The organism is Sphingobium sp. (genome assembly GCF_048594625.1).
Lineage (GTDB): Bacteria > Pseudomonadota > Alphaproteobacteria > Sphingomonadales > Sphingomonadaceae > Sphingobium.
Genome location: NZ_JBMDWL010000103.1, coordinates 30,078 through 49,288, shown reverse-complemented (window position 1 = coordinate 49,288; position 19,211 = coordinate 30,078). Strand labels below are relative to the sequence as shown.

18 protein-coding genes, 1 tRNA gene and 1 pseudogene are annotated in these 19,211 nt (G+C 61.6%); 3 read left to right on the top strand and 17 right to left on the bottom strand.

The window, feature by feature from the left end; all coding sequences use genetic code 11:
* Positions 1-306, top strand: a pseudogene (locus ACOJSJ_RS13310) (TonB-dependent receptor); the annotation flags it as partial.
* A gap of 140 nt (positions 307-446) precedes the next feature.
* A complete protein-coding gene (locus ACOJSJ_RS13305) occupies positions 447-2,417 on the top strand; it encodes an Atxe2 family lasso peptide isopeptidase (protein WP_420145456.1) in 1,971 nt (656 codons plus the stop codon).
* Here ACOJSJ_RS13305 and ACOJSJ_RS13300 read toward each other — a convergent pair.
* The 3 genes from ACOJSJ_RS13300 to ACOJSJ_RS13290 are packed head-to-tail and all read right to left on the bottom strand — an operon-like array spanning position 2,392 to position 4,991.
* Entirely contained in the window at positions 2,392-4,137 is a 1,746-nt protein-coding gene (locus tag ACOJSJ_RS13300; RefSeq protein ID WP_420145455.1) for an asparagine synthase-related protein, read from the bottom strand. The genes ACOJSJ_RS13305 and ACOJSJ_RS13300 overlap by 26 nt on opposite strands.
* A complete protein-coding gene (locus ACOJSJ_RS13295; RefSeq protein WP_420145454.1) occupies positions 4,137-4,793 on the bottom strand; it encodes a lasso peptide biosynthesis B2 protein in 657 nt (218 codons plus the stop codon). The genes ACOJSJ_RS13300 and ACOJSJ_RS13295 overlap by 1 nt, the downstream gene beginning before the upstream one ends.
* Positions 4,794-4,853: 60 nt before the next feature.
* Positions 4,854-4,991 carry a benenodin family lasso peptide gene (locus ACOJSJ_RS13290; protein WP_420145453.1) on the bottom strand — a complete coding sequence of 46 codons (138 nt, stop codon included), beginning with the start codon at positions 4,989-4,991 and terminating at the stop codon, positions 4,854-4,856.
* 451 nt (positions 4,992-5,442) lie between these two features.
* Here ACOJSJ_RS13290 and ACOJSJ_RS13285 point away from each other — a divergent pair, with 451 nt between their 5' ends.
* Entirely contained in the window at positions 5,443-6,375 is a 933-nt protein-coding gene (locus ACOJSJ_RS13285; protein ID WP_420145452.1) for a LysR family transcriptional regulator, read from the top strand.
* Here the strand turns inward: ACOJSJ_RS13285 and ACOJSJ_RS13280 are convergent.
* From ACOJSJ_RS13280 to ACOJSJ_RS13215, 14 genes are all read right to left on the bottom strand, one after another.
* Entirely contained in the window at positions 6,308-6,547 is a 240-nt protein-coding gene (locus ACOJSJ_RS13280) for a DUF2274 domain-containing protein (RefSeq protein ID WP_420145451.1), read from the bottom strand. The two genes, ACOJSJ_RS13285 and ACOJSJ_RS13280, sit on opposite strands and share 68 nt — an antisense overlap.
* Positions 6,547-7,773, bottom strand: coding sequence for a TrbI/VirB10 family protein (locus ACOJSJ_RS13275; protein ID WP_420145450.1), 1,227 nt, complete (start codon positions 7,771-7,773; stop codon positions 6,547-6,549). Before ACOJSJ_RS13275 ends, ACOJSJ_RS13280 begins: the two co-directional genes overlap by 1 nt.
* Positions 7,770-8,768: a P-type conjugative transfer protein TrbG gene (gene trbG / locus ACOJSJ_RS13270; RefSeq protein ID WP_420145449.1), complete on the bottom strand. Its 999-nt coding sequence runs from the start codon at positions 8,766-8,768 to the stop codon at positions 7,770-7,772. The genes ACOJSJ_RS13275 and trbG overlap by 4 nt, the downstream gene beginning before the upstream one ends.
* Positions 8,765-9,448: a conjugal transfer protein TrbF gene (trbF, locus tag ACOJSJ_RS13265; RefSeq protein ID WP_420145448.1), complete on the bottom strand. Its 684-nt coding sequence runs from the start codon at positions 9,446-9,448 to the stop codon at positions 8,765-8,767. Before trbF ends, trbG begins: the two co-directional genes overlap by 4 nt.
* 2 nt (positions 9,449-9,450) lie before the next feature.
* Positions 9,451-10,731 carry a P-type conjugative transfer protein TrbL gene (trbL, locus tag ACOJSJ_RS13260; RefSeq protein ID WP_420145447.1) on the bottom strand — a complete coding sequence of 427 codons (1,281 nt, stop codon included), beginning with the start codon at positions 10,729-10,731 and terminating at the stop codon, positions 9,451-9,453.
* A complete protein-coding gene (gene trbK-alt / locus ACOJSJ_RS13255; protein ID WP_420145459.1) occupies positions 10,724-11,005 on the bottom strand; it encodes a putative entry exclusion protein TrbK-alt in 282 nt (93 codons plus the stop codon). The genes trbL and trbK-alt overlap by 8 nt, the downstream gene beginning before the upstream one ends.
* 2 nt (positions 11,006-11,007) lie before the next feature.
* Positions 11,008-11,712 (bottom strand): P-type conjugative transfer protein TrbJ, encoded by a 705-nt coding sequence (trbJ, locus tag ACOJSJ_RS13250; RefSeq protein ID WP_420145446.1) that lies wholly within the window; start codon positions 11,710-11,712, stop codon positions 11,008-11,010.
* Positions 11,709-14,144, bottom strand: coding sequence for a conjugal transfer protein TrbE (gene trbE, locus ACOJSJ_RS13245; protein WP_420145445.1), 2,436 nt, complete (start codon positions 14,142-14,144; stop codon positions 11,709-11,711). Before trbE ends, trbJ begins: the two co-directional genes overlap by 4 nt.
* Positions 14,141-14,410: a VirB3 family type IV secretion system protein gene (locus ACOJSJ_RS13240; RefSeq protein ID WP_420145444.1), complete on the bottom strand. Its 270-nt coding sequence runs from the start codon at positions 14,408-14,410 to the stop codon at positions 14,141-14,143. Before ACOJSJ_RS13240 ends, trbE begins: the two co-directional genes overlap by 4 nt.
* Positions 14,410-14,739, bottom strand: coding sequence for a TrbC/VirB2 family protein (locus tag ACOJSJ_RS13235; RefSeq protein ID WP_420145443.1), 330 nt, complete (start codon positions 14,737-14,739; stop codon positions 14,410-14,412). Before ACOJSJ_RS13235 ends, ACOJSJ_RS13240 begins: the two co-directional genes overlap by 1 nt.
* Positions 14,740-14,741: 2 nt before the next feature.
* Positions 14,742-15,704, bottom strand: a complete 963-nt coding sequence (gene trbB, locus ACOJSJ_RS13230) for a P-type conjugative transfer ATPase TrbB (protein ID WP_420145442.1) — start codon at positions 15,702-15,704, stop codon at positions 14,742-14,744.
* Between the two features lie 182 nt (positions 15,705-15,886).
* Positions 15,887-16,642, bottom strand: a complete 756-nt coding sequence (locus ACOJSJ_RS13225) for a LuxR family transcriptional regulator (protein ID WP_420145441.1) — start codon at positions 16,640-16,642, stop codon at positions 15,887-15,889.
* Positions 16,643-17,054: 412 nt separating this feature from the next.
* Positions 17,055-17,129: transfer RNA gene (locus ACOJSJ_RS13220), tRNA-Thr, on the bottom strand.
* 254 nt (positions 17,130-17,383) lie between these two features.
* The gene (locus ACOJSJ_RS13215) at positions 17,384-19,165 is read right to left on the bottom strand and encodes an aminopeptidase P family protein (protein ID WP_420145440.1); all 1,782 of its coding nucleotides are present in this window, start codon (positions 19,163-19,165) and stop codon (positions 17,384-17,386) included.
* Positions 19,166-19,211: the final 46 nt, after the last annotated feature.

Below are 19,211 nucleotides of genomic sequence, written 5' to 3'. Positions count from 1 at the left end.
AACTGGGAGGGGGCGGATCTCTCGCTATCCGCCTGGGTCAACCGTATCGGCAGTGTCGAGGACGGCCGTCGCGTCGACCCCCAGCATGTGCGCGGAATGACCACGCTTGACCTGACGGCGCGCTATGCGACCGGCGCAGCATCGACCCTACTTGGAAACCTTGAGTTCATCCTGTCGGCGAGCAATGTTTTCGATGCCAGGCCAGCAACAATCCGAACTGACTACGACTATTACGCCCCCTATGACTCTACCAACTACTCGCCGATCGGGCGCGTGCTCAGTTTCTCGGTGCGCAAGAAGTGGTAGGGTATTGGCGCTGCCTCGCCGTTCTTGCAGCATGGACCAGCCTCTTTGCCGGTAGTGTATTGGCCCGAACCACCGCGCCGTCGTGCAATGAGAGCTACCTCCGTCGGCCTGTTGCCGACGGAGGAACCGTCAGCGCGGCGATGCTGGCAGAACTAGTCGATATCGGACAGGGCGAGAATGGCACATGGTTGCCTAGCCCCCTTGCTATCTCTCCAGACGGTAACCGCGTAGCGTTCCAAATGCGTCGGGCGATGCCGCAATCGAACAGCTATTGCCTCGGCATGTTCGTTCTCGATTTGCGTAGCCATGTCGTTGCGCCGATCGACATCGGCGGAGAGATCATCACCGGTACGATGTCGCTGAGGGGGATGGCGGCAGTGCCGGTCGGTACGCCGGCAGTTATTGTGCCTGCATGGTCGCCTGACGGTCGCCAAATTGCCTTTCTCAAACGTGTCGGCGGCTCCACCCAAGTCTGGCTTGCTCAAGCTGATGCGCGCGCGGCAGAACAGCTCACCAGATCATCTGATGATGTCGAGACATTTCGATGGTCGTCGGACGGGGTGAACATATTCTTCGCTACGCGGCCAGGGCTAGGACAAGCGCGAAGCGAGATCGGTCAGGAGGGACTTGGGGGCTATCACTATGACAGGCGATTTTCGCCCATGCTGGCCCCGCGCCCCCAGCCGGCCGAACCGATAGAAAGAGTTTGGGCCTCGGTCGAGGCAGCCAAGGGGACCGTGACGCTACTGGCCGACGGCCTTGACCCCCTCGCAACGGGAACGCTCGCAGGTCCTGCCTCAGTCGATGGCCAGCCTCGCACTTCTCGCCTTGGACTGATGGCCCGGATCGCTGGTCCGATTAGTTCTGCAATGTTGCCCTCCAATATTATGGTCAGCGCGGAGCATGGTACTGCAACTATCTGCCCTGAAGATGCTTGTCTCAACGCGCTTGACTTATGGTGGGCACCTGACGGAACCACGCTCTGGTATCTCCGGCGTGAGGGGCCTGGGGGCAACCGCATGGCGGTCTACGCCTGGTCTATTGGCAGACGTGCTCCTTCTCGGCGATATTCCACGGACGGTGTTCTGACAGGATGCAGCCCGCTGCGAGGCGCGATTCTGTGCCTGTTAGAATCCTCGACTGCTCCCGGCAGGATTGTAGCGATCGATCTGGAGCGCAGGCAGGTCGCTCCCCTCTTTGACCCGAACCCCCATTTCGACAAGGTCCGCCTCGGAAAGGTGCAACGCCTTTTCGTGCGAACGGTCTACGGCATTGAGGCATTCGCCGATCTCGTTCTGCCGCCCCACCATGACCGCGGCCAACGACATCCGATGGTCGTCGTCCAATATTCGTCACGCGGTTTCCTGCGTGGCGGAACCGGAGACGAATTTCCGATACAGCCGTTGGCAGCGGCCGGCATGGCGGTGTTGAGCTTTCAGCGTCCCCGGGACTATGTGGTGGAGGGCGCACGACACATCTCCGATCTGACCCGCGCTGAACAGAAAGACTGGGGCGATCGCCGGAATGTGCAGTCGGCGCTCGACGGACTGATCGAGCAAGCGGTCGCGACAGGCACCATTGACACACATCGTATCGGCCTGACAGGGCTGAGCGACGGTGCGTCTACCGCTCAGTTCGCCCTCCTGAACGGTCGCGCACATTTCAGCGCGCTGGCTCTGGCTTCCTGTTGCGAGGACGAAGCGACTTTCACTGTCATGGGCGGTCCGGCGCTTGCAGACGGCCGCAAGGCTGGCGGATACCCTGCGTGGGGCGATGTCGGCGATCCATGGGCTCGATATTCCCTCAGCAGGAACGCTTCGAAGTTGAACCTGCCAATCCTGATGCAACTGGCGGACAGCGAGTATTTACTGAGCCTCGAAACAGTACATGCGCTCAACCTCGCCGGCCCGACGGTCGACCTCTTCGTATTTCCCGACGAGCGCCACATCAAATGGCAGCCCGCGCACCGGCTGGCCATCTATCGGCGAAACATCGACTGGTTCAGCTTTTGGCTTCTGGGTGACCGTGGGGATCTCGGCATTGATATCGCCCAGCGAGGGCGCTGGGAAGCTATTCGCGATGTTCTTAGAGGGCGTCGGGCTGCCGACTGATCCAACCCTGCGCCCAGGCCTCGGCATCGGCCAACGCAAGAATGCGCAACTTGGCTGTAGCGCCGATGGAATTGCGAGGATCCAGTGCAGACTCGATCATGGCGCGGTCAAGTAGGCCCTCCGCAGCCATCGCTCCGTCGAGAAGGCACGCGCGTATCGTTGCTCGATAATGATCAAAGAGGGAAAGCGAGAAACTGTCTGGGCCGCCCTTTGCGGTTCTGCTGGTAATTTTGGCCGGCAGATGGCGGGCAAACGCCTGGCGTGCAAGCGATCGGTTTTTACCCCCTTTGCACCAGAGCCAGCTTGGCAGAGACAGGCAATATTCCATGATGGGCTGAGAGATCAGAGGCGCGACCTTCCTGGGAACGCCTTCGAGGAAATGCTGCTCAAGATAGTTCTGGATACGCAGCAGAAGGACGATGTGGAGCGCCTTCCCGGGTAATCCGTCGCGCGGACGGTCAAGCCACGGGTGGTCCGCTTGAAACGGCGCGCTCTCTGCTATGACATCATTAAGGAAGCTGCGATCTTCCTGCCACCGATAGGACCGGCGCCAAGGTGGCCATTTGGCAAGTCCATTCAACGCGATCGCGGGCATGCTCGCGCCTGTCATGACGGATAAGTCCCGCAAGCTATTCAGGGCACCACCTAAGCCATCCCGCAGCAGGCGATCCACGAACGGCCGCGACGACTGCAGGTAGCAGAAGACATTGTCACCCCCCGTGCCAGTGAAATGAGCATCGACAGGGCGTTTCTGGGGTGTGTCCCGACATGCTCTTGCGATTTCTTGGAGGAAGAAACCTCCGCCGACTGGCCGGGGCAACGTCGAGCTGGTTGTGGTACGGATGTCGATGCCGCTCAGATCGTAATGCTCTTCAGCTACCGGCAGGTTGAGCGCATCCCCGAGAATATGGGCAAATTCACGCTCATCACCGTCCCCTCCGCTGGCAACCATAGTGTAGAGCGACAGAGATTTACCGAGAGGTGCGAGACAGGTCGCAACAATTGATGAGTCGAGCCCGCCTGAGACGCCGAGTTTGATGCTGTCAAAGCAGCTTGCCCAGCTCGTGACGCAATTTCTGACGATCCGCTCCAGTATCTCGGAATTTTTGTCCCTGCTATCGGTCCAGGCTGAACAGGTGAAATCTTGCCAGGGCGACCAGCACGCGTCCGAACTGGCAGAATGCGCGAGGCCCATACGACGGCCGGGAAGAAGCTCGTCGAGACCAGCGATGCATGTCCTTTCTGAGCGGAGGTCTGCGCTGCGCAGATGAGCGAAAAGGTTCTGCCAGTCGGGCTTGGGGGGCAGCAGTCTTGCCAACACCAGAATATGGGGGTCAGAGGCGAACACCATCAGTTTCCCCCGTTTAAGATGATAGCAAGGGAAGGCGCCTGAGGGGTCGCGCAACGCGACCCATCCCGATGCTCCGTCCCTATCGATCAGGGCGAGATATCCTCCCCAAAATCCATCGATGAGAGCCTGTCCTCGCGTCTCCACGATCCTCGCAGAAACTGCCTGATCGAACGACGTGACGGCGAAGCCGCATGGGCGATCGAATATGTGTCCGAGGACGATGCCCCTCCCATCCGGCGTCGTTGTACAGGGCATCGCTGGCTCTGCGTAGATTCGAAGATGTCTGCCGTCGTGCCGCTGTGCCAATCCGATGTCGGGAAGTCCGTCCTCGGCATCGAGATCTCCGCAAAGAGCTATGAAACGATACATCAGCCGACTCTCAGGATCGGCGTATAGTGGCTGATCGCATCCACCGGGTCGCTCAAAAGGACTCCTCCGTCCTCCACCCAGCAATGAGCGCTGAATGGCCGCAGGCAGACGCCGAATATGATGGCAGGATACCGTCGGTAGAAAGACAGAAATTCCACCAGGGCGACCGCCTTCAGCAGGCAGCGATCATGCCGCGGTACAATCAGGTTCGAGAGTTGGAAATCGCGTGCCAACTGCACGGTCGACAGTTCAGGCGCTCGCGCGGAAGTACCCCTGTGCCGCAAGCGGCGATCTGCGCATCGTTCGAGCACACGATAGAGCGGCAATATCTTCAGGCTGAGGCCCGCTGCGGCGTGACTCCATACCAACGCTATTGATCGCCATGCGGCCGTCTTGCTTGTGTCTTGGTCGAGAGCACTTGTTCCCGGCTTGCTCCCACTCGCTGGCGACAGATCTTCAAGACTGTCCCGCCGTTCGAAAAGGCCAGTCGCGATGAGTGCCTGAAGACTTTCTGCCGATATTTGCCCACGGCGCAGGCGCAGGAATTGACCGGCGAGACCCGGCGGAAGCTGCTGATAGCGATCTCGGCGAACATCCAGAAAGATGAAGGCATCCGCTATCTCACAGTAAGTGACGCCAGGGGTGAGGCCGATCATAATGGTGCCTGCGAAATGTTGCCAGGCGCGTGCCCATCGGATGAGCACGCGCCCAGTCGTTCAGTCTTCGGAGATGCCGCCTACGGGGTTACGCAACCCGCCGGTGTCCTGACCACCGATGCCGGGACCCTTGGTCTCGACGCTGGCGGCGCCAAGGTCGATCAGTTCGTCGTTGAGACGTTCGACGTTCTTTTCCATCACACGTTCCTCTTCGATAGACCGCGACTGAATTCGCGGCATCGAGAAGCATGTGCCGGACATCCGAATATAAGAATTTTATAATCGAATTATAATCGCGACGAGGGGCTCGGTAGTCGCGAATATGGCCGTGCCGCTGACCCGGCCGTTCAGGAAAGGCTGGTTCGAGAGGAGCATCCATAGGAATGACCGAGCGGTGAGACATGCGTTGGGATCATGCGCCGCCGCCTTTAGCGTTAGCCTGGACATGCGCGACAGCAACCCGGTCACTCCCGCTCTGCCGGCGGCATTGAATTGACGTTATGAGAACGGAACGATCGACGCAACGGTCGCAATTTGAAACGCAACCATCATCGCATTGGTTTTGCCCCCATTTCTGGGAATTCCCAGCGCGCTTTGCACGCGGAACATTGGTTTCGACATGTAAATGCCGCCAGGAATGGGAGCCCATATGATCGAGACTCGCCACCTTCGTTACATCATCACCACCGCCGAACACGGGAGTTTCAGTCAGGCAGCGCTTGTCCTTCGCATGAAGCAGTCGACGCTCAGCCAGCGCATCCGGCATCTGGAAGATAGCCTTGGCGTCGACCTTTTCGATCGTACGACGCGCGGCGCCCGGCTCACCAAGGCCGGCCAGCATTTTCTTGTCGGTGCCCGACAGGTGGTAGCAGATCTCGACCAGATGCACGACAAGGCGTCAGCATATGGCAGCGGCGCTGGTGGGCATCTGGCAATCGGTATCTCAGGTGCCGTTCCGCCAACTCGAACACAGGCAATCTTCCTTGGCTTTAACAGGCTCCACCCAAGGGTCGGCGTCACGGCCGTGATCGGCGACCGCAAAAACCTAACCGCACAATTGGCTCGGCGACAAGCCGATGCGATCTTCATTGCCGGGCATCTTGCTCCGCAGGGGGCGAAATATGTTTCCATAGGCAGCGACCGGCTCTTCGCGGTCGTCCACCGCGGCTCAACCTTGGCCGGCATGGAGTTCCTGCACTGGGCTGACCTGAGAACCAGCGACATACTTATGCCGTCGGGCGATCTTGGAGATGATCTCATAGGCCAGATCGCTAGTCGCCTGCCTCTGACAGGGGATAGACCAGCATTTGCCAGACACCCCCTTGGATATGATGCCCTGCCGTTGCTGATCGGTCCTTCTGCCTGCACCATCATCAGCGAGCCGATGATTGGGCAAATCCCTTCGTCACACGCCGTCGTGCCCATTCATGAGGTTCATGGATACGCGCGCCTCGACTATGGTGTATGCTGGCAACGGGGGAACGAAAATCCGGCCTTGCGAAATTTCTTGTCCCTTATCGGGTTCGAGGCCCTCCGGCCCCGTGTCGTCGATGTTTCGCAAACGCCCGATCGGCAGCCATGAAGCGTTCCAGCATAGGTGCAATCAGGCGCTCCGGCGTGATCGTCGCTTCGCCGGTCTCGGCAGCAAGAGCAGTCGCATAACTTTGCAGGTCACGAAACACGCTCCCTGACAACTCCACAGTGAGCTTGGTAGGCTTGTCGTCTATGAGCGGCCCAAGGCGCAGCTTTGCCATTACCGTTCTCCAGTTGGTTCCAGAATCAGATCGCGCGTGACCATCACCCTCAAGGGATGGCCTGGCCTGATTGTCAGCGTGGGCGGTATGCCCAATTGCCGTTGCACAATCTGCTGGCCGGCTTGATTGACAGTATCCTGCGTCCCTCTCCGCAGCGCGCGCACGATGTCGGCATCGCTGCCCGCAGCCAGTTCCGTCCCGAATCCCAGCAAGGTGGAGATCATCGCAGCGCGCGCGACACCGCCCCAATGATTGTCGACCTTGTCCTGAAGCCCCGAAAAACCGGAGGCGTCCGTGCCGGGTTGCCGATCGAGCCGGATTGATGTGCCGCCGGGCATGATCAGGCGCGTCCAGGCCATGAGCAGTCGGGTCTGGCCGGCATCGACCTGTGAATCATATTCGCCGATCAGTCGACTTCCCTGCGGAATGAGAAGTAGACGGCCGGTGGGACTATCATAGACGTTCTGCGTGACTTGAGCGCTGATCTGGCCGGGGAGATCGGACCGAACGCCCGTGACCAGAGCAGCTGGTATGACGCTGCCGGCCTGGATAACATTAGCTGAAGGCGGGGACTCGACCGAGGCGTCGGATACCGACCGTGCCACGCCAGCCTTCTCGAGAAAGGCGACCTTCTCCGATTGTCGCCCTGCGCCGGCTCCCGACGACTGAGCGTCACCGACCGGGCCGGATTGCGCGAGGAAGGACTGCATCATGCCATCGATCGAAGCGGCTTGTGGGCTGGTCGCGGTCTTCTGATCGCTCGTGCTGCTGAGAAAAAGTTGGCTCGACCGGGCATTCGCCGCTTCCTGCCTGGCCCGTTCGCGAGCGGAAGAAGCCGGATCAGGCTGAACAGGCCTGGAGCCAGCACCTTGCGCTATGGCGGGCATGCCGTCCCGTTGCTGTGCCGAAAGGATCGGCTTCCCCAGATCTCCTGGCAAAGGTGCTCCCAGAACGGGAACCTGACTGTAATCTTTGGGACCCGAAGCTATGGCGTCCGCTTTCGACCGGCCTTCCGTGGCATAGATTTCGGGCGCAACCTGTCGATCGGGCGACTGCAACGCATAGATAAGTGCCCCACCGATGCTCAGTCCTGCAACGACACCGAGAATCGCCAGCGATTTTCGCGAGAGGCGTGCGACGCTAGGTGGATCACCACCGAGGCGAAACGCCTCTTTGGGCGACTTGGTCTCTCCTGCCAAGGCAGCCGTCGTTTCGGCCGCAGTCATCGGCGGGGGCCCTTTCGCTCCGCCGATCGCACGACACGCACGCGTTTCTCCGTCTTGCGATCCCCCAGGCGCAACTCGGCCGCCGAGAAAAGACGATCGAGAACCATGAACCGATCCTGCACCCGATAGTTGACGAGTTCAGTGCTGCCGTTCTCGCCCAGAATGAACACTGGAGGCATTTCGTCCTGGGCGATGTTGCGCGGAAATTCGATAAAGGCCTGACGCCCGTCGTCGAACGCGCGGACCGGCCGCCATGTCGGGCTGTCGCCCTCAATCGAATAGCCGAAATTGAGGGCGGCCAAATTTACATCGGCAGCGATCGGGGCTTTGGCTGCGATTTCGGCATTCTGCCGCCGCAGGGCGATGAGTTCATCCTGCGGATAGGACCAGGAAACCGACGCCATGTAGGTTGCGGCGGTGGCACGCAGCTCGATATGGTAGGTGCGACGATTGGTGTTGATCACGAGATTCGTGACCAGATCAGGCTTGATGGGCTTCGCTAGTATATGGACTCGCTGGACATCGCCGGCACCACTCACCGTATCGCCGATGATCCATCGCGCGGTGTCCCCAGCCGCGATAGGCCCAGCGCCCGCTAGCGTCTCGCCTGGTTGCAGCGTGATGTCGGTGACATGCCCTGGAGCTGCATAGACCTGATACAGCGCACCCTCGGACCAGGGATAAAGCTGCATGGCGTTGATGAAGCCATTGCGCACGGGTTGAATACGCGCGGCGGCGTTGGCGGCAACCACATTTCCTTCGGGACTGGTTCTGGGCGGTGGCACGAACGGAAGCAGCGGCTTGAGCTGCCCCGGAAGCGGCAATGGGGTCGGGACAGAGACGACCTCGACCGGGTGGGCCGCGTTCGGTTGTCGGACGGCAGGCGGGATGGAGGCCGTGAATGCCGGCGGCGCGCGATCGGCGGCGCAGGCGGAAGATGCGGCCGACAGCAGCAATGCACCCAGGACCGGCGCGCGCAGAGGACGGTGCATCATTGGGGAAGCTCCTTTGACCAGTTGATCGCGTTCACGAAGAGGCCCAGGGGGTTCTTGCGCAGCGCCTCCGGGGCGGTCGGCATTTGAACGACGACAGTGACGATGGCCGACCAGCGGCTCGTTTCAGCCAGCGCGCCGTCTTGATATCGGCGTTCGGTCCAGGCGATGCGAAAACTGCTGTCCGACGACCGGATGACGCTGGAAATATCCACGGCGATCTGCGCCTTACCCACGGAGGCGAAAGGGTCGTTCGAGCGGGCATAGTCGTTGAGAGCCAGCGCGCCACGATCGGTCGTGAAATCATAGGCACGCAGCCATGCCTGCCGCAGCACGATCGGATCGGCAGGTATCGACCGGACCTGCTCGATGAATCTTGCCAGGTGAAACGCGATCTGCGCGTCGGTCGGCCGATAGCTTGCATCGGCGGGTGCGACAGCCTGCGCCTCGCCGAACTTGTCGACCTGAACGACCCATGGCACGACCGTGCCGCGAACCGACTGCCAGACAAGGCCTGCGCCAAGCCCGCCCGACAGCACGAGAGTTCCGAAAAAGGCCAGGCGCCAGTTGCGCGCCTGCACGCGGGCGGACCCGATCCTGTCGTCCCATATCTGGGCCGCGCGCTGATAGGGCGTCACCGGCTCCGGCGACTGGCCATATCTGATCGACGGTCGTTTGAACATCGTCACTCCCTTCCGCTTAGATCTATGGATGCCCCACCACCGCCACCGTCACCGCCACGCAGCGTGTGGGCGGTGGTCGAGATGCCGTGCGCGACGCTTTGCTTGCGCCGCATCGACGTGGCCCATTTGGGCGGTCCGGCCGCATGTCCTGAACCCGATCCGCCCGACGAGCTGCCTGCCTGCCCTGCCTCGAAATTCTGCTTCAGGGCGTCCGCCGCTCTGCGGAGCGGCGAAACGGCAGCGCTTCCCGCTGCTTTGCCCATCGCGCCGATCCCGGCCGCCACTCCGCTTGCCCCGCTCTTGCCTTGGGCACCCGAACTGTAACTCGCGCTGGCCGCACCTGCGGAGCGTGCGAGACCCGCTGCCGTGCTACCAGCGGCACTGGCCACCGCGCCGGCCGCCAGTCGAGCGCCAGCGACGCCTCCCGCCATGGCAGCGCCAGCTGCGATGGCGGTACCGGCGGCCGCACCAGCGCCCAATTGCGGACCACCCGTCACGATGCCATTTGCAACGCCCGGCCCGAAGATGCCAAGGCCCAGCAACGCGAGGGATGCCAGCGCGATCGACATCGCCTGCTCGGCGGTTGGTGTTTCCCCGCCCAGAGCATCGATGAACTGGTCGAACAGACCGGTGCCGATACCCGTGATGACTGCCAGAACCAGTACCTTGATCCCGCTCGATACGATGTGTCCCAGGACACGTTCGGCCATGAAGGCGGTGCGACCGAAAAATGCGAAGGGCAGCAGCACGAACCCAGCCAGCGTCACCAGCTTGAATTCGATGAGGGTGATGAAAAGCTGGACCGACAATATGAAGAAGGCGAGAATCACGATCGCCCACGCCAACATCAGGACGGCAATCTGGACGAAGTTCGCGAAGAACGACGTGACGCCCATCATCTCGGAAGCCGAGTTGAGCAACGGCTCCCCTGCATCGAGGCCCACCGCCGCGACGCTACCGGGCCGCATGAATTCCGCAAGGCTGATCGTCGATCCGCTTGCCTGGAGCCCAAGGCCGGCGAACGACTGGAAAAGGATTTGGGCAAGAGAGGAGAAATTGCCGATCAGAAACGCGAAGAACCCGATATAGAGAGTCTTCTTGATGAGGCGCTGGAACACATCCTCGTCGGCGCCCCAGGCCCAGAAGAGACCGGCGATCGTGACGTCGATGGCGATCAGCGTGGTCGAGAGGAATCCGATCTCACCACCGACGAGACCAAAGCCTGAATCGATGTAAGCGGTGAAGGTCGCCAGGAACTGATCGATGATGCCGACATCATTCATCGCTGCCTGCCCTTGAAGTTCTTTCGGACGTGGGCAGCTTGCCCTGGCCGAAGAAACGACGGCGTTCCGCCTCCCACAGTGCGGCGCAGTCCGGGTCTGCTTCCGTAACCGTGCGACATCTCGCCAGACCGTCGCTGCGCGCAGAGTCTGAGGGCGGCGGTGTGGGCATGGTTCGCACCGGGTCGACCGGCTTCTCCTGCATCACTGCCATGATACCCACGGCGAGCATCCCACCTGCAAGAAGGGCTGCGAGCGCCAGACGCCTAGTATGCATCATTACCGGTCCGAGCGGGCCATAAAGCGTTGGAAACGGACGCGACCTTCCTCTTCCGCAGTCGCGGATCGCGCTGCCTCGATCGCTTGCGCCCGCCCTTGCGCAGCCAGCATCGCCGTGATGTCCGATAGCTGCTGGGATTGCAGCGCGACGAGTTGATTGCCGGCCTGGGCCGCTTGTAACGCGCCCGATGCCGATTGGCTCGCGGAGAGGAGATCGTTCATGGCCGTGCGGGAACCGTCGATGTTCCCGACCGCACCGGCCTGGACCTTGAGTGCGTCTTCGAAGGCATCCACGCTCGTCGCCCAGCGCTCGCGCGCGCCGGTCACGAGATCGGCGTCGGAGCTGGACAGCGATATGTTGCCATAGCGCGTGGAGAACGCCTGTTCGATCTGGGTGACATCATAGGCGAGGCGCTGGGCTTGCCCGAGCAGGCTCTGGGTCTGCCGGACTTGCTGTTGCAGCGCAGCCAGGCTGCTGAAAGGCAGGCTCGCCAGGTTCTTGGTGTCATTGATCAGCGAGGCGGCCTCGTTCTGGAGCGAACGGATCTGATTGTTGATCTGCGCAAGCGCGCGCGACGCCTGGAGCACGTTCGAGGCGTAGTTAGTCGGATCGTAGACTACCAGCGCCTGCGCCGGCGACATTGCGAGCGCCAGAGCGACGGCCGCCGCCGTGAGGTTGGCACGGTAGATTGTGGCGAGCTTCATGATGCGTCTTCCTCTTTGCCAGTTGCGGAAATCAGGTCGGCCGCCCAATCGAGACCGCGCTCCCTAAGCCAGGCGAGCGCGAACGAGGTCGCTCCGTCACGCGCAAGGATTTGATCGGCTCTCAGTTGATCGGCCTTCGACGAGGTTGCGGTGAAGGCCAGCGCGACCTCCTGGAGACCTAGGTCCATGAGGCGGTTGCCGCGGCGGGTCTGGACGTAATAGTCGCGCTTTGGCGTGGCGTGACCGACGATCTCGATCTGCCGGGCATTGAGACCAAAGCGTTCGTAGATCGCCATGATCTGAGGCTCGGAAGCGCGCTCGTTGGCGAGAAAGATACGAGTCGGGCAGCTTTCGATGATTGCGGCCGCAATCGTGCTGGTCTCGATATCGGCGAGGCTTTGGGTAGCGAAGACGACGCTGGCATTCTTCTTCCGCAGCGTCTTGAGCCATTCGCGCAGCTGGGCAGCAAAAGCTGGGCTGTCGAGAACCAGCCATCCTTCGTCGATGATGACCAGAGTGGGTGTGCCGTCCAGTCGCTGTTCGATGCGGTGAAACAGATAGGACAGCACTGGCGCTGCGGCGCCGGACCCGACCAACCCTTCGGTCTCGAAGACCTGAACGCTGGCATGACCAAGGCGTTCTTCTTCGCCGTCGAGGAGCCGACCCCAGGCACCGCCCTCGCAATAGGGCCGAAGCGCCTGTTTCAACTCCTGGGATTGCAGCAGGACCGAAAAGCCGGTGAGCGTTCTCTCATCGGGTTTGGCGCTCGAAAGAGATTTGAGCGCCGTCCATATATGCTCTTTCGCAGAGGGATCGAGAACGACGCCCTCCGCTTCGAAGATCGTGCCGATCCACTCGGCGGCCCAACTCACCTCGGACGGATCGTCGATATGGGCGAGCGGCTGCAACGTCACCGCCCCACCGTCAACGTGCAGGCCGATTCCCAGATTCTGCCAGTCGCCATCCATCGAAAGGGCGGCGATCCGCAGACTTGCGCCATAGTCGAAGGCAAATATCTGGGCCTGCGCATATCGCCGAAACTGCATTGCCATCATGGCGAGCAGCACCGACTTGCCGGCACCGGTCGGGCCAACGACCAGCGTATGTCCGACATCGCCGACATGGAGCGAGAAGCGGAACGGCGTCGACCCTTCCGTTCGCGCATGGAAGAGCGGCGGGGCGGCAAGGTGGGCGTCGTCTGGCGGACCCGACCAGACGGAGGAAAGCGGCATCATGTGCGCGAGATTGAGCGTGTTGATCGGCGGCTGCCGGACATTCGCGTAAACATGACCTGGCAGCGACCCGAGCCAGGCTTCGAGTGCGTTCAGCCCTTCGGCCTTGCAGACGAAATCCCGGCTCTGCACGACTTTTTCTGCCAGTCGCAGCTTCTCGGTTGCCACAGCGGGATCGTCGTCCCACACCGTGATCGTCGCCGTCACATAGGCCTGGCCGATCATGTCGGCGCCAAGCTCCTGCAAGGCCATGTCGGCATCGTCGGCCTTGTTCGAAGCATCCGTGTCGAGCAGTGCCGAAGCCTCGTTCGTCATCACCTCCTTGAGGATCGCCGCGACCGACTTGCGCTTCGAGAACCACTGTCGCCGGATCTTGCCGACCAGTCGCGTCGCGTCCGACTTGTCGAGCATGATGGCGCGCGTCGACCAGCGATAGGGGAATGCTAGGCGATTGAGTTCGTCCAGCAGGCCTGGATAGGTCGAAGTCGGGAAACCGCAGACGGTGAGCGTTCGCAGATGCGTATTGCCTAGGCGCGGTTCGAGGCCCCCGGTGACGGGCTCGTCCGCCAGGAGCGCGTCGAGATACATCGGCGTCTCGGGAACGCCGACCCTCTGCCGCTTCGTCGATATCGTGCTGTGCAGATAGGTCAGGGTCTCGCCGTCATCCAGCCAGGCGATTTCCGGCAGGAAACCTTCCATAAGTTGCAGGATGCGATGGGAGCGGTCGACAAAGGCGTTCAACAGGTCGCGCCCATCGGACGTCTTGGAGTTGACGCCTTCGTAGAGCCACCGTTCAGCGCGCGCGCTGTCTTCAGCCGGCGGCATCCACAGCAGCGTCAGGAAATAGCTGCTGTCGAAATGGGCGCCTTCTTCATGAAATTGTTCCCGGCGCTCCATGTCCACAAGCCATGAAGTCGGGTCGGGGAAGTCGCACACCGGATAGTCGTTGGCGGGAACGCGCTGGGCCTCGGTGAAGATCGCCCAGCCCGAACCCAGGCGTCGCAGAGCGTTGTTCAATCTGGCCGTGATGGCGACTAGCTCCGTAGGCGTCGCGGAGTCGAGGTCGGGGCCACGGAACAGTGCGGTCCGCTGGAACGAGCCATCCTTGTTGAGGACCACGCCGGGTGCGACGAGGGCTGCCCATGGCAGGAAGTCGCTCAGCGTGCTGGCCGATGACCGATATTCTCGCAGCGACATCATGTGCGCAACCACGCGGGATAGCGGACATGACGGCGGGCGACATCGACGAACTGCCCGTCGTGACGGGCGGCCCAAACCCCCAATATGTGTCCGATCAGCCAGAGCACGAGGCCCGCGATCCAGAGGCGCAGGCCAAGGCCAACGGCTCCGGCGATAGTGCCGTTGACGATCGCCAGCGCGCGCGGAGCGCCACCGAGCAGGATCGGCTCGGTCAACGACCGGTGTACCGGCACTTCGAACCCCGGCGGCATGGCATGGCGGTCCATCAGATCAGCGCTCCGCCGCCGAACGAGAAGAACGACAGGAAGAAGCTCGATGCGGCGAAGGCGATGCTGAGACCGAACACAATCTGAATCAGCCGGCGCGCACCGCCCGAAGTGTCGCCGAACGCGAGCGTCAGCCCGGTGACGATGATGATCATGACCGCGACGATCTTCGCGACCGGGCCTTCGATCGATTCGAGGATCGATTGGAGCGGCGCCTCCCAAGGCATCGAGGAGCCAGCAGCATTGGCGGGAACGATCGTCAGTGCGGCGATGGCGATCGCGGTTACGATATTTCGGGAGGGGTGGTTTGATTCGAGACGGTCGATCATGATCATTCTCCTTGGCTGACGATGGAAAAATCGCCGTCGGCGTCGAGCCCTTCGACGCGGACGAGTTCAACGAGGCGACGGCCGTGGCCTTCACGGGCCAGCACGGCGACGAGGTTGATCGTCTCAGCGATCATGGCGCGAGGCACCGTCACGACGGCCTCTTGCATGAGCTGCTCCAGTCGCCTGAGCGCACCGCGTCCGGAGCCAGCGTGAATGGTGCCGATGCCGCCGGGGTGGCCGGTGCCCCAAGCTTTCACGAGATCAAGCGCTTCAGCGCCGCGCACTTCGCCGATGGGTATCCTGTCGGGGCGCAGTCTGAGCGCCGAGCGGACGAGATCCGCGAGCGACGCCACGCCGTCCTTCGTCCGCATGGCAACGAGGTTTGGGGCACTGCACTGTAGTTCGCGCGTGTCCTCGATCAGCACCACGCGATCTTTGGTCTTGGCGACCTCCGCCAATAGAGCATTGGTAAGCGTGGTTTTGCCGGTGCCAGTGCCGCCCGCCACCAGGATGTTCTGGCGGTCATGGACAGCAGTTGCGAGCATGACGGCCTGCCGAACTGACATGATACCGGCATCCACGTAGTCCGTCAGTGTAAAGACCGCGACAGCCGGTTTACGGATCGCGAAGGCCGGTGCCGGAACCACAGGAGGCAGAAGGCCTTCGAAGCGCTCGCCGCGATCGGGCAGTTCTGCCGAGACCCGCGGTGAGCCGGCATGAACCTCCACGCCGACGTGATGCGCCACCAGCCGGACTATCCTTTCACCGTCTGCCGCCGAGAGATTTGCGCCACTGTCGACGAGGCCCTCGCCCAGTCGATCGACCCAGATTCTGCCGTCGGGGTTGAGCATCACTTCGATGACGACGGGATCATCGAGCCAGGCGAGGACGTCCGATCCAAACGCTGATCGCAGCATGCGCGTGCTGCGCGCGCTTTCGCGATTTCGGAAGGCATAAGCGTTCATGAGCCGTCCCAGCAGGGGGCCGAGCCACGATCAGCTCGGCTAGGGACCCATCAAGAAAGCCATATCGCTTATGTCCGCAACACGCGATTTCGCTGAGCGTGCTGTGGCGTAGAAAGACAGGGAAACGGCGGTTTCCTTGGTCGACGGCATGGGGTGAGGCGGTTGACCGCCCCACCAGCCCGTTACCAATATTTGTGCCGCTGGAAGATTTCCGAGAAGGATATGAGGCCATCGAACAATGCCCGGATCACAAGCGTCGTTCTCTTCCGAACGCCGTAGCGCTCACGTGCGAATTTGAGATGTTGGATGACAGTCTCGTGGGAGATGCCCAGTATCTCTCCAATTTCTTCATCGGTGTTACCACGTGCCGCCCATAGGACACATTCGCGCTGTCGCTCGGTGATGATCGCATCGTGACCGCAGACGGCTCGCCCCATCATTCGTTGGGCGCCTTCGAAGGCCAGGGCGCCTATCATGTTTGCCGACCATATTTTTTGCTTCGGAAATGCACGGTCGCGCGATGTAACGAACGTACAAGAGCCGCTAACCTCTCCTGGAATGTGCGATGGCACGGTGAAACCTTCGCCTAAGCCATGCGAAGCACCTGCGGCGAGTACTGCGTGGTCCGCTGCGGTCAGCACAAGAAAGTCAGGAATTGTCGTCCACTTGAACCCTAGATGGGTGCGGTGACTGGCTCTACGTATCGGATCTTTGGGACCGAGGTCTCTATCGATGTAGTATGAAGCCCAACCCTGTGGATAGTTATGAATTTGCAGAGGGATCGCTTGCGGGTCTCGTAAATCGATATGCTCAGCAAGAGCGAAGTAGTCGAACCCCAGATCTCGCGCGATCCGGGCCATCGTTTCCTCCAACACGTCGATGCACTTCACTTCCGCCATCGAAATGGCGAAGCTGTCCAGAAGCCCCTGTTGCTCCATGGTAAGTCATTTCCGACCGCAAGGGCATTCCCAACCTGCAGTGTCTCGCGATGCGTCCTTTCCCTGCTAGGCGCTTGGCTCTCACTCTCACAATGCGAGCTGACACGACATGGAGAACCCAGCTTAGGCCCGTTAATCACTATGACAATTGCGTGACGCGCATTTGAGGGTGCATTAAGCGCATCATTACGAAGGCGATCCGAACAATCATGTTCGAAACTCTATGGCAAGCAAGTAACCCATCTGCCGCGGAAATATCGCCCTTCGCGGGAAATGTGAACGATCGATGCTACTTCAGGAACTCCACCGCGCGGTCTGCTGACAATCTGCTGACAACGCCTCACGTGACAACCGTGTCAGCAGGGGTCCCCGACGGGGAAGTTCGATAACTACCAGAAAATGATGGAGAAAATGGTGCTGCCGGGGAGGATTGAACTCCCGACCTCAGCCTTACCAAGGATGCGCTCTACCACTGAGCTACGGCAGCACTCTATTTCTGTTCCGCTGCGCTGTTCGCGCTTCGGAGGCCGGGCCTATGGCCGTCCCTTGCCCCCATGTCAAGGCGGGTTGCGGTCGATCATGCATTTTGCTTATGCGCATCGCATGGCAGAGACGCAGGACGAGAAAAAAGCACGGCTGGCGCGGGCGTTGCGCGACAATTTGCGCAGGCGAAAGGCGCAGAGTCGGGAAGGTGCGCGGGAGGGAAGCGCCCCGCCCCCTCCCGAATCGCAGGACTGATCGTCAGAGCGGCGCGCAGGCGGCCCGGAGCCAGGACAGCGTTTCGCCTTCCAGTTGCGGCCCGATAAGGTCGAGCACCGCGGCATGATAGGCATCGAGCCAGCCGCGCTCTTCATCGGTCAGCAATTGCGTGGCGATGAGAGTGCGGTCGATCGGCGCGAATGTCAGCGTCTGGAAACCCAGCATCGGCTTTTCCGCGCCGGGCACGGTGCGTTCTTCCACCAGCACCAGATTTTCGATGCGGATGCCATATTCGCCGGTCTTGTAATAGCCCGGTTCGTTGGACAGGATCATGCCCGCCACCAGCGGTTCGTCACCACCGCCAAAGGTCGCGATGCGCTGAGGCCCTTCATGCACCGACAGGAAACTGCCTACGCCATGGCCGGTCCCATGGGCATAATCCAGCCCTTCGGCCCAGAGATACTGACGGGCCAGCACGTCGAGCTGACCACCGCGCGTCCCCTTCGGGAAAACCGCACGGGCCAGCGCTATATGCCCCTTGAGTACCAGCGTGAAGCGACGGCGCATTTCGTCGGTCGGCGTGCCGATGGCGAGCGTGCGGGTGACGTCGGTGGTGCCATCGCGATACTGGCCGCCAGAATCGACCAGATAGAGGCTGTTCAGCTCAATCGGGCGATTGGTCTTTTCCTCCACCCGATAATGGACGACGGCGCCGTTCGCCCCGGCGCCGCTGATCGTGTCGAAGGACAGATCCTCCAGCAGGCCGGTTTCCTTGCGGAACGATTCCAGCCGGTCGGAGGCGGACAATTCGGTCTGGCCGCCCTTTGGCGCTTCGACCGCGACCCAGTGGAGAAAGCGGCTGAGCGCCGCGCCGTCGCGCGCCTGCGCAGCCTTGTGCCCAGCAATTTCGGTATCGTTCTTGATCGCCTTTGGCAGGACAGCGGGATCGCGCAGCGACAGGACGGTCGCGCCGCCATCTTCCAGCGCGTTGAAGATCGCCGCGACCGCCCGTTCGGGATCGGCCACCACCGTCCTGCCACCCAGATCCGCCAGCGCATCGGCAAAGGCGGCGCGGTCATGCACGCGCACGGCATTGCCCAGATGCTGGGCGACGGCGTCATCCATCTTTTCCGGGGCGACATAAAGGTCGGCGGTCGCGTCCGCATGGACGATGGCATAGGCGAGCGCGACGGGCGTCCGTTCCACATCCTTGCCGCGAATGTTGAAGGTCCATGCGATCGAATCGAGCGCGGACAGGACGGCGGCATCGGCCCGGCGGTCGGTCAGCCAATCGGCCATGGCAGCACGCTTTTCGGCGGCAGACCGCCCGGCGAAGCGATCGTCATGCACCACCAGCCGCGCATCGCTGGGCGCGGGGCGATCCGGCCACACCGCGTCCACCGGGTTGGTGTCGACCGCGACCAGTTCCGCACCCCGTTCCGCCAGAGCGGCCGTTGCCTGATTGACCCAGGCGCGGGTATGGAGCCACGGGTCATAGCCGATGCGCGCGCCCTGCCCCGCATGATCCTTCAGCCATGCGGCGATCGACGTCTGCGGCACGCTTTCATATTGCCAGTGCGCGCCGTCCACCTGTTCGCGGACCTGAAGCGTGTAGCGGCCGTCAACGAAGATCGCCGCTTCCTGCGGCAACACCACCGCGCTGCCCGCAGACCCCTGAAATCCCGTCAGCCAGGCAAGCCGCTGGGCATAGGCGCCGACATATTCGCTCATATGCTCATCGGTCAGGGGCACCACGAAACCGTCGAGCTTTTGCCGCACCAATTGCGCGCGCAGGGCCTTCAGGCGATCTTCATAACTGGACATCGAAACTTCCTTGGATCATTCCGGCCTCTTGCACCGGCGACAATGC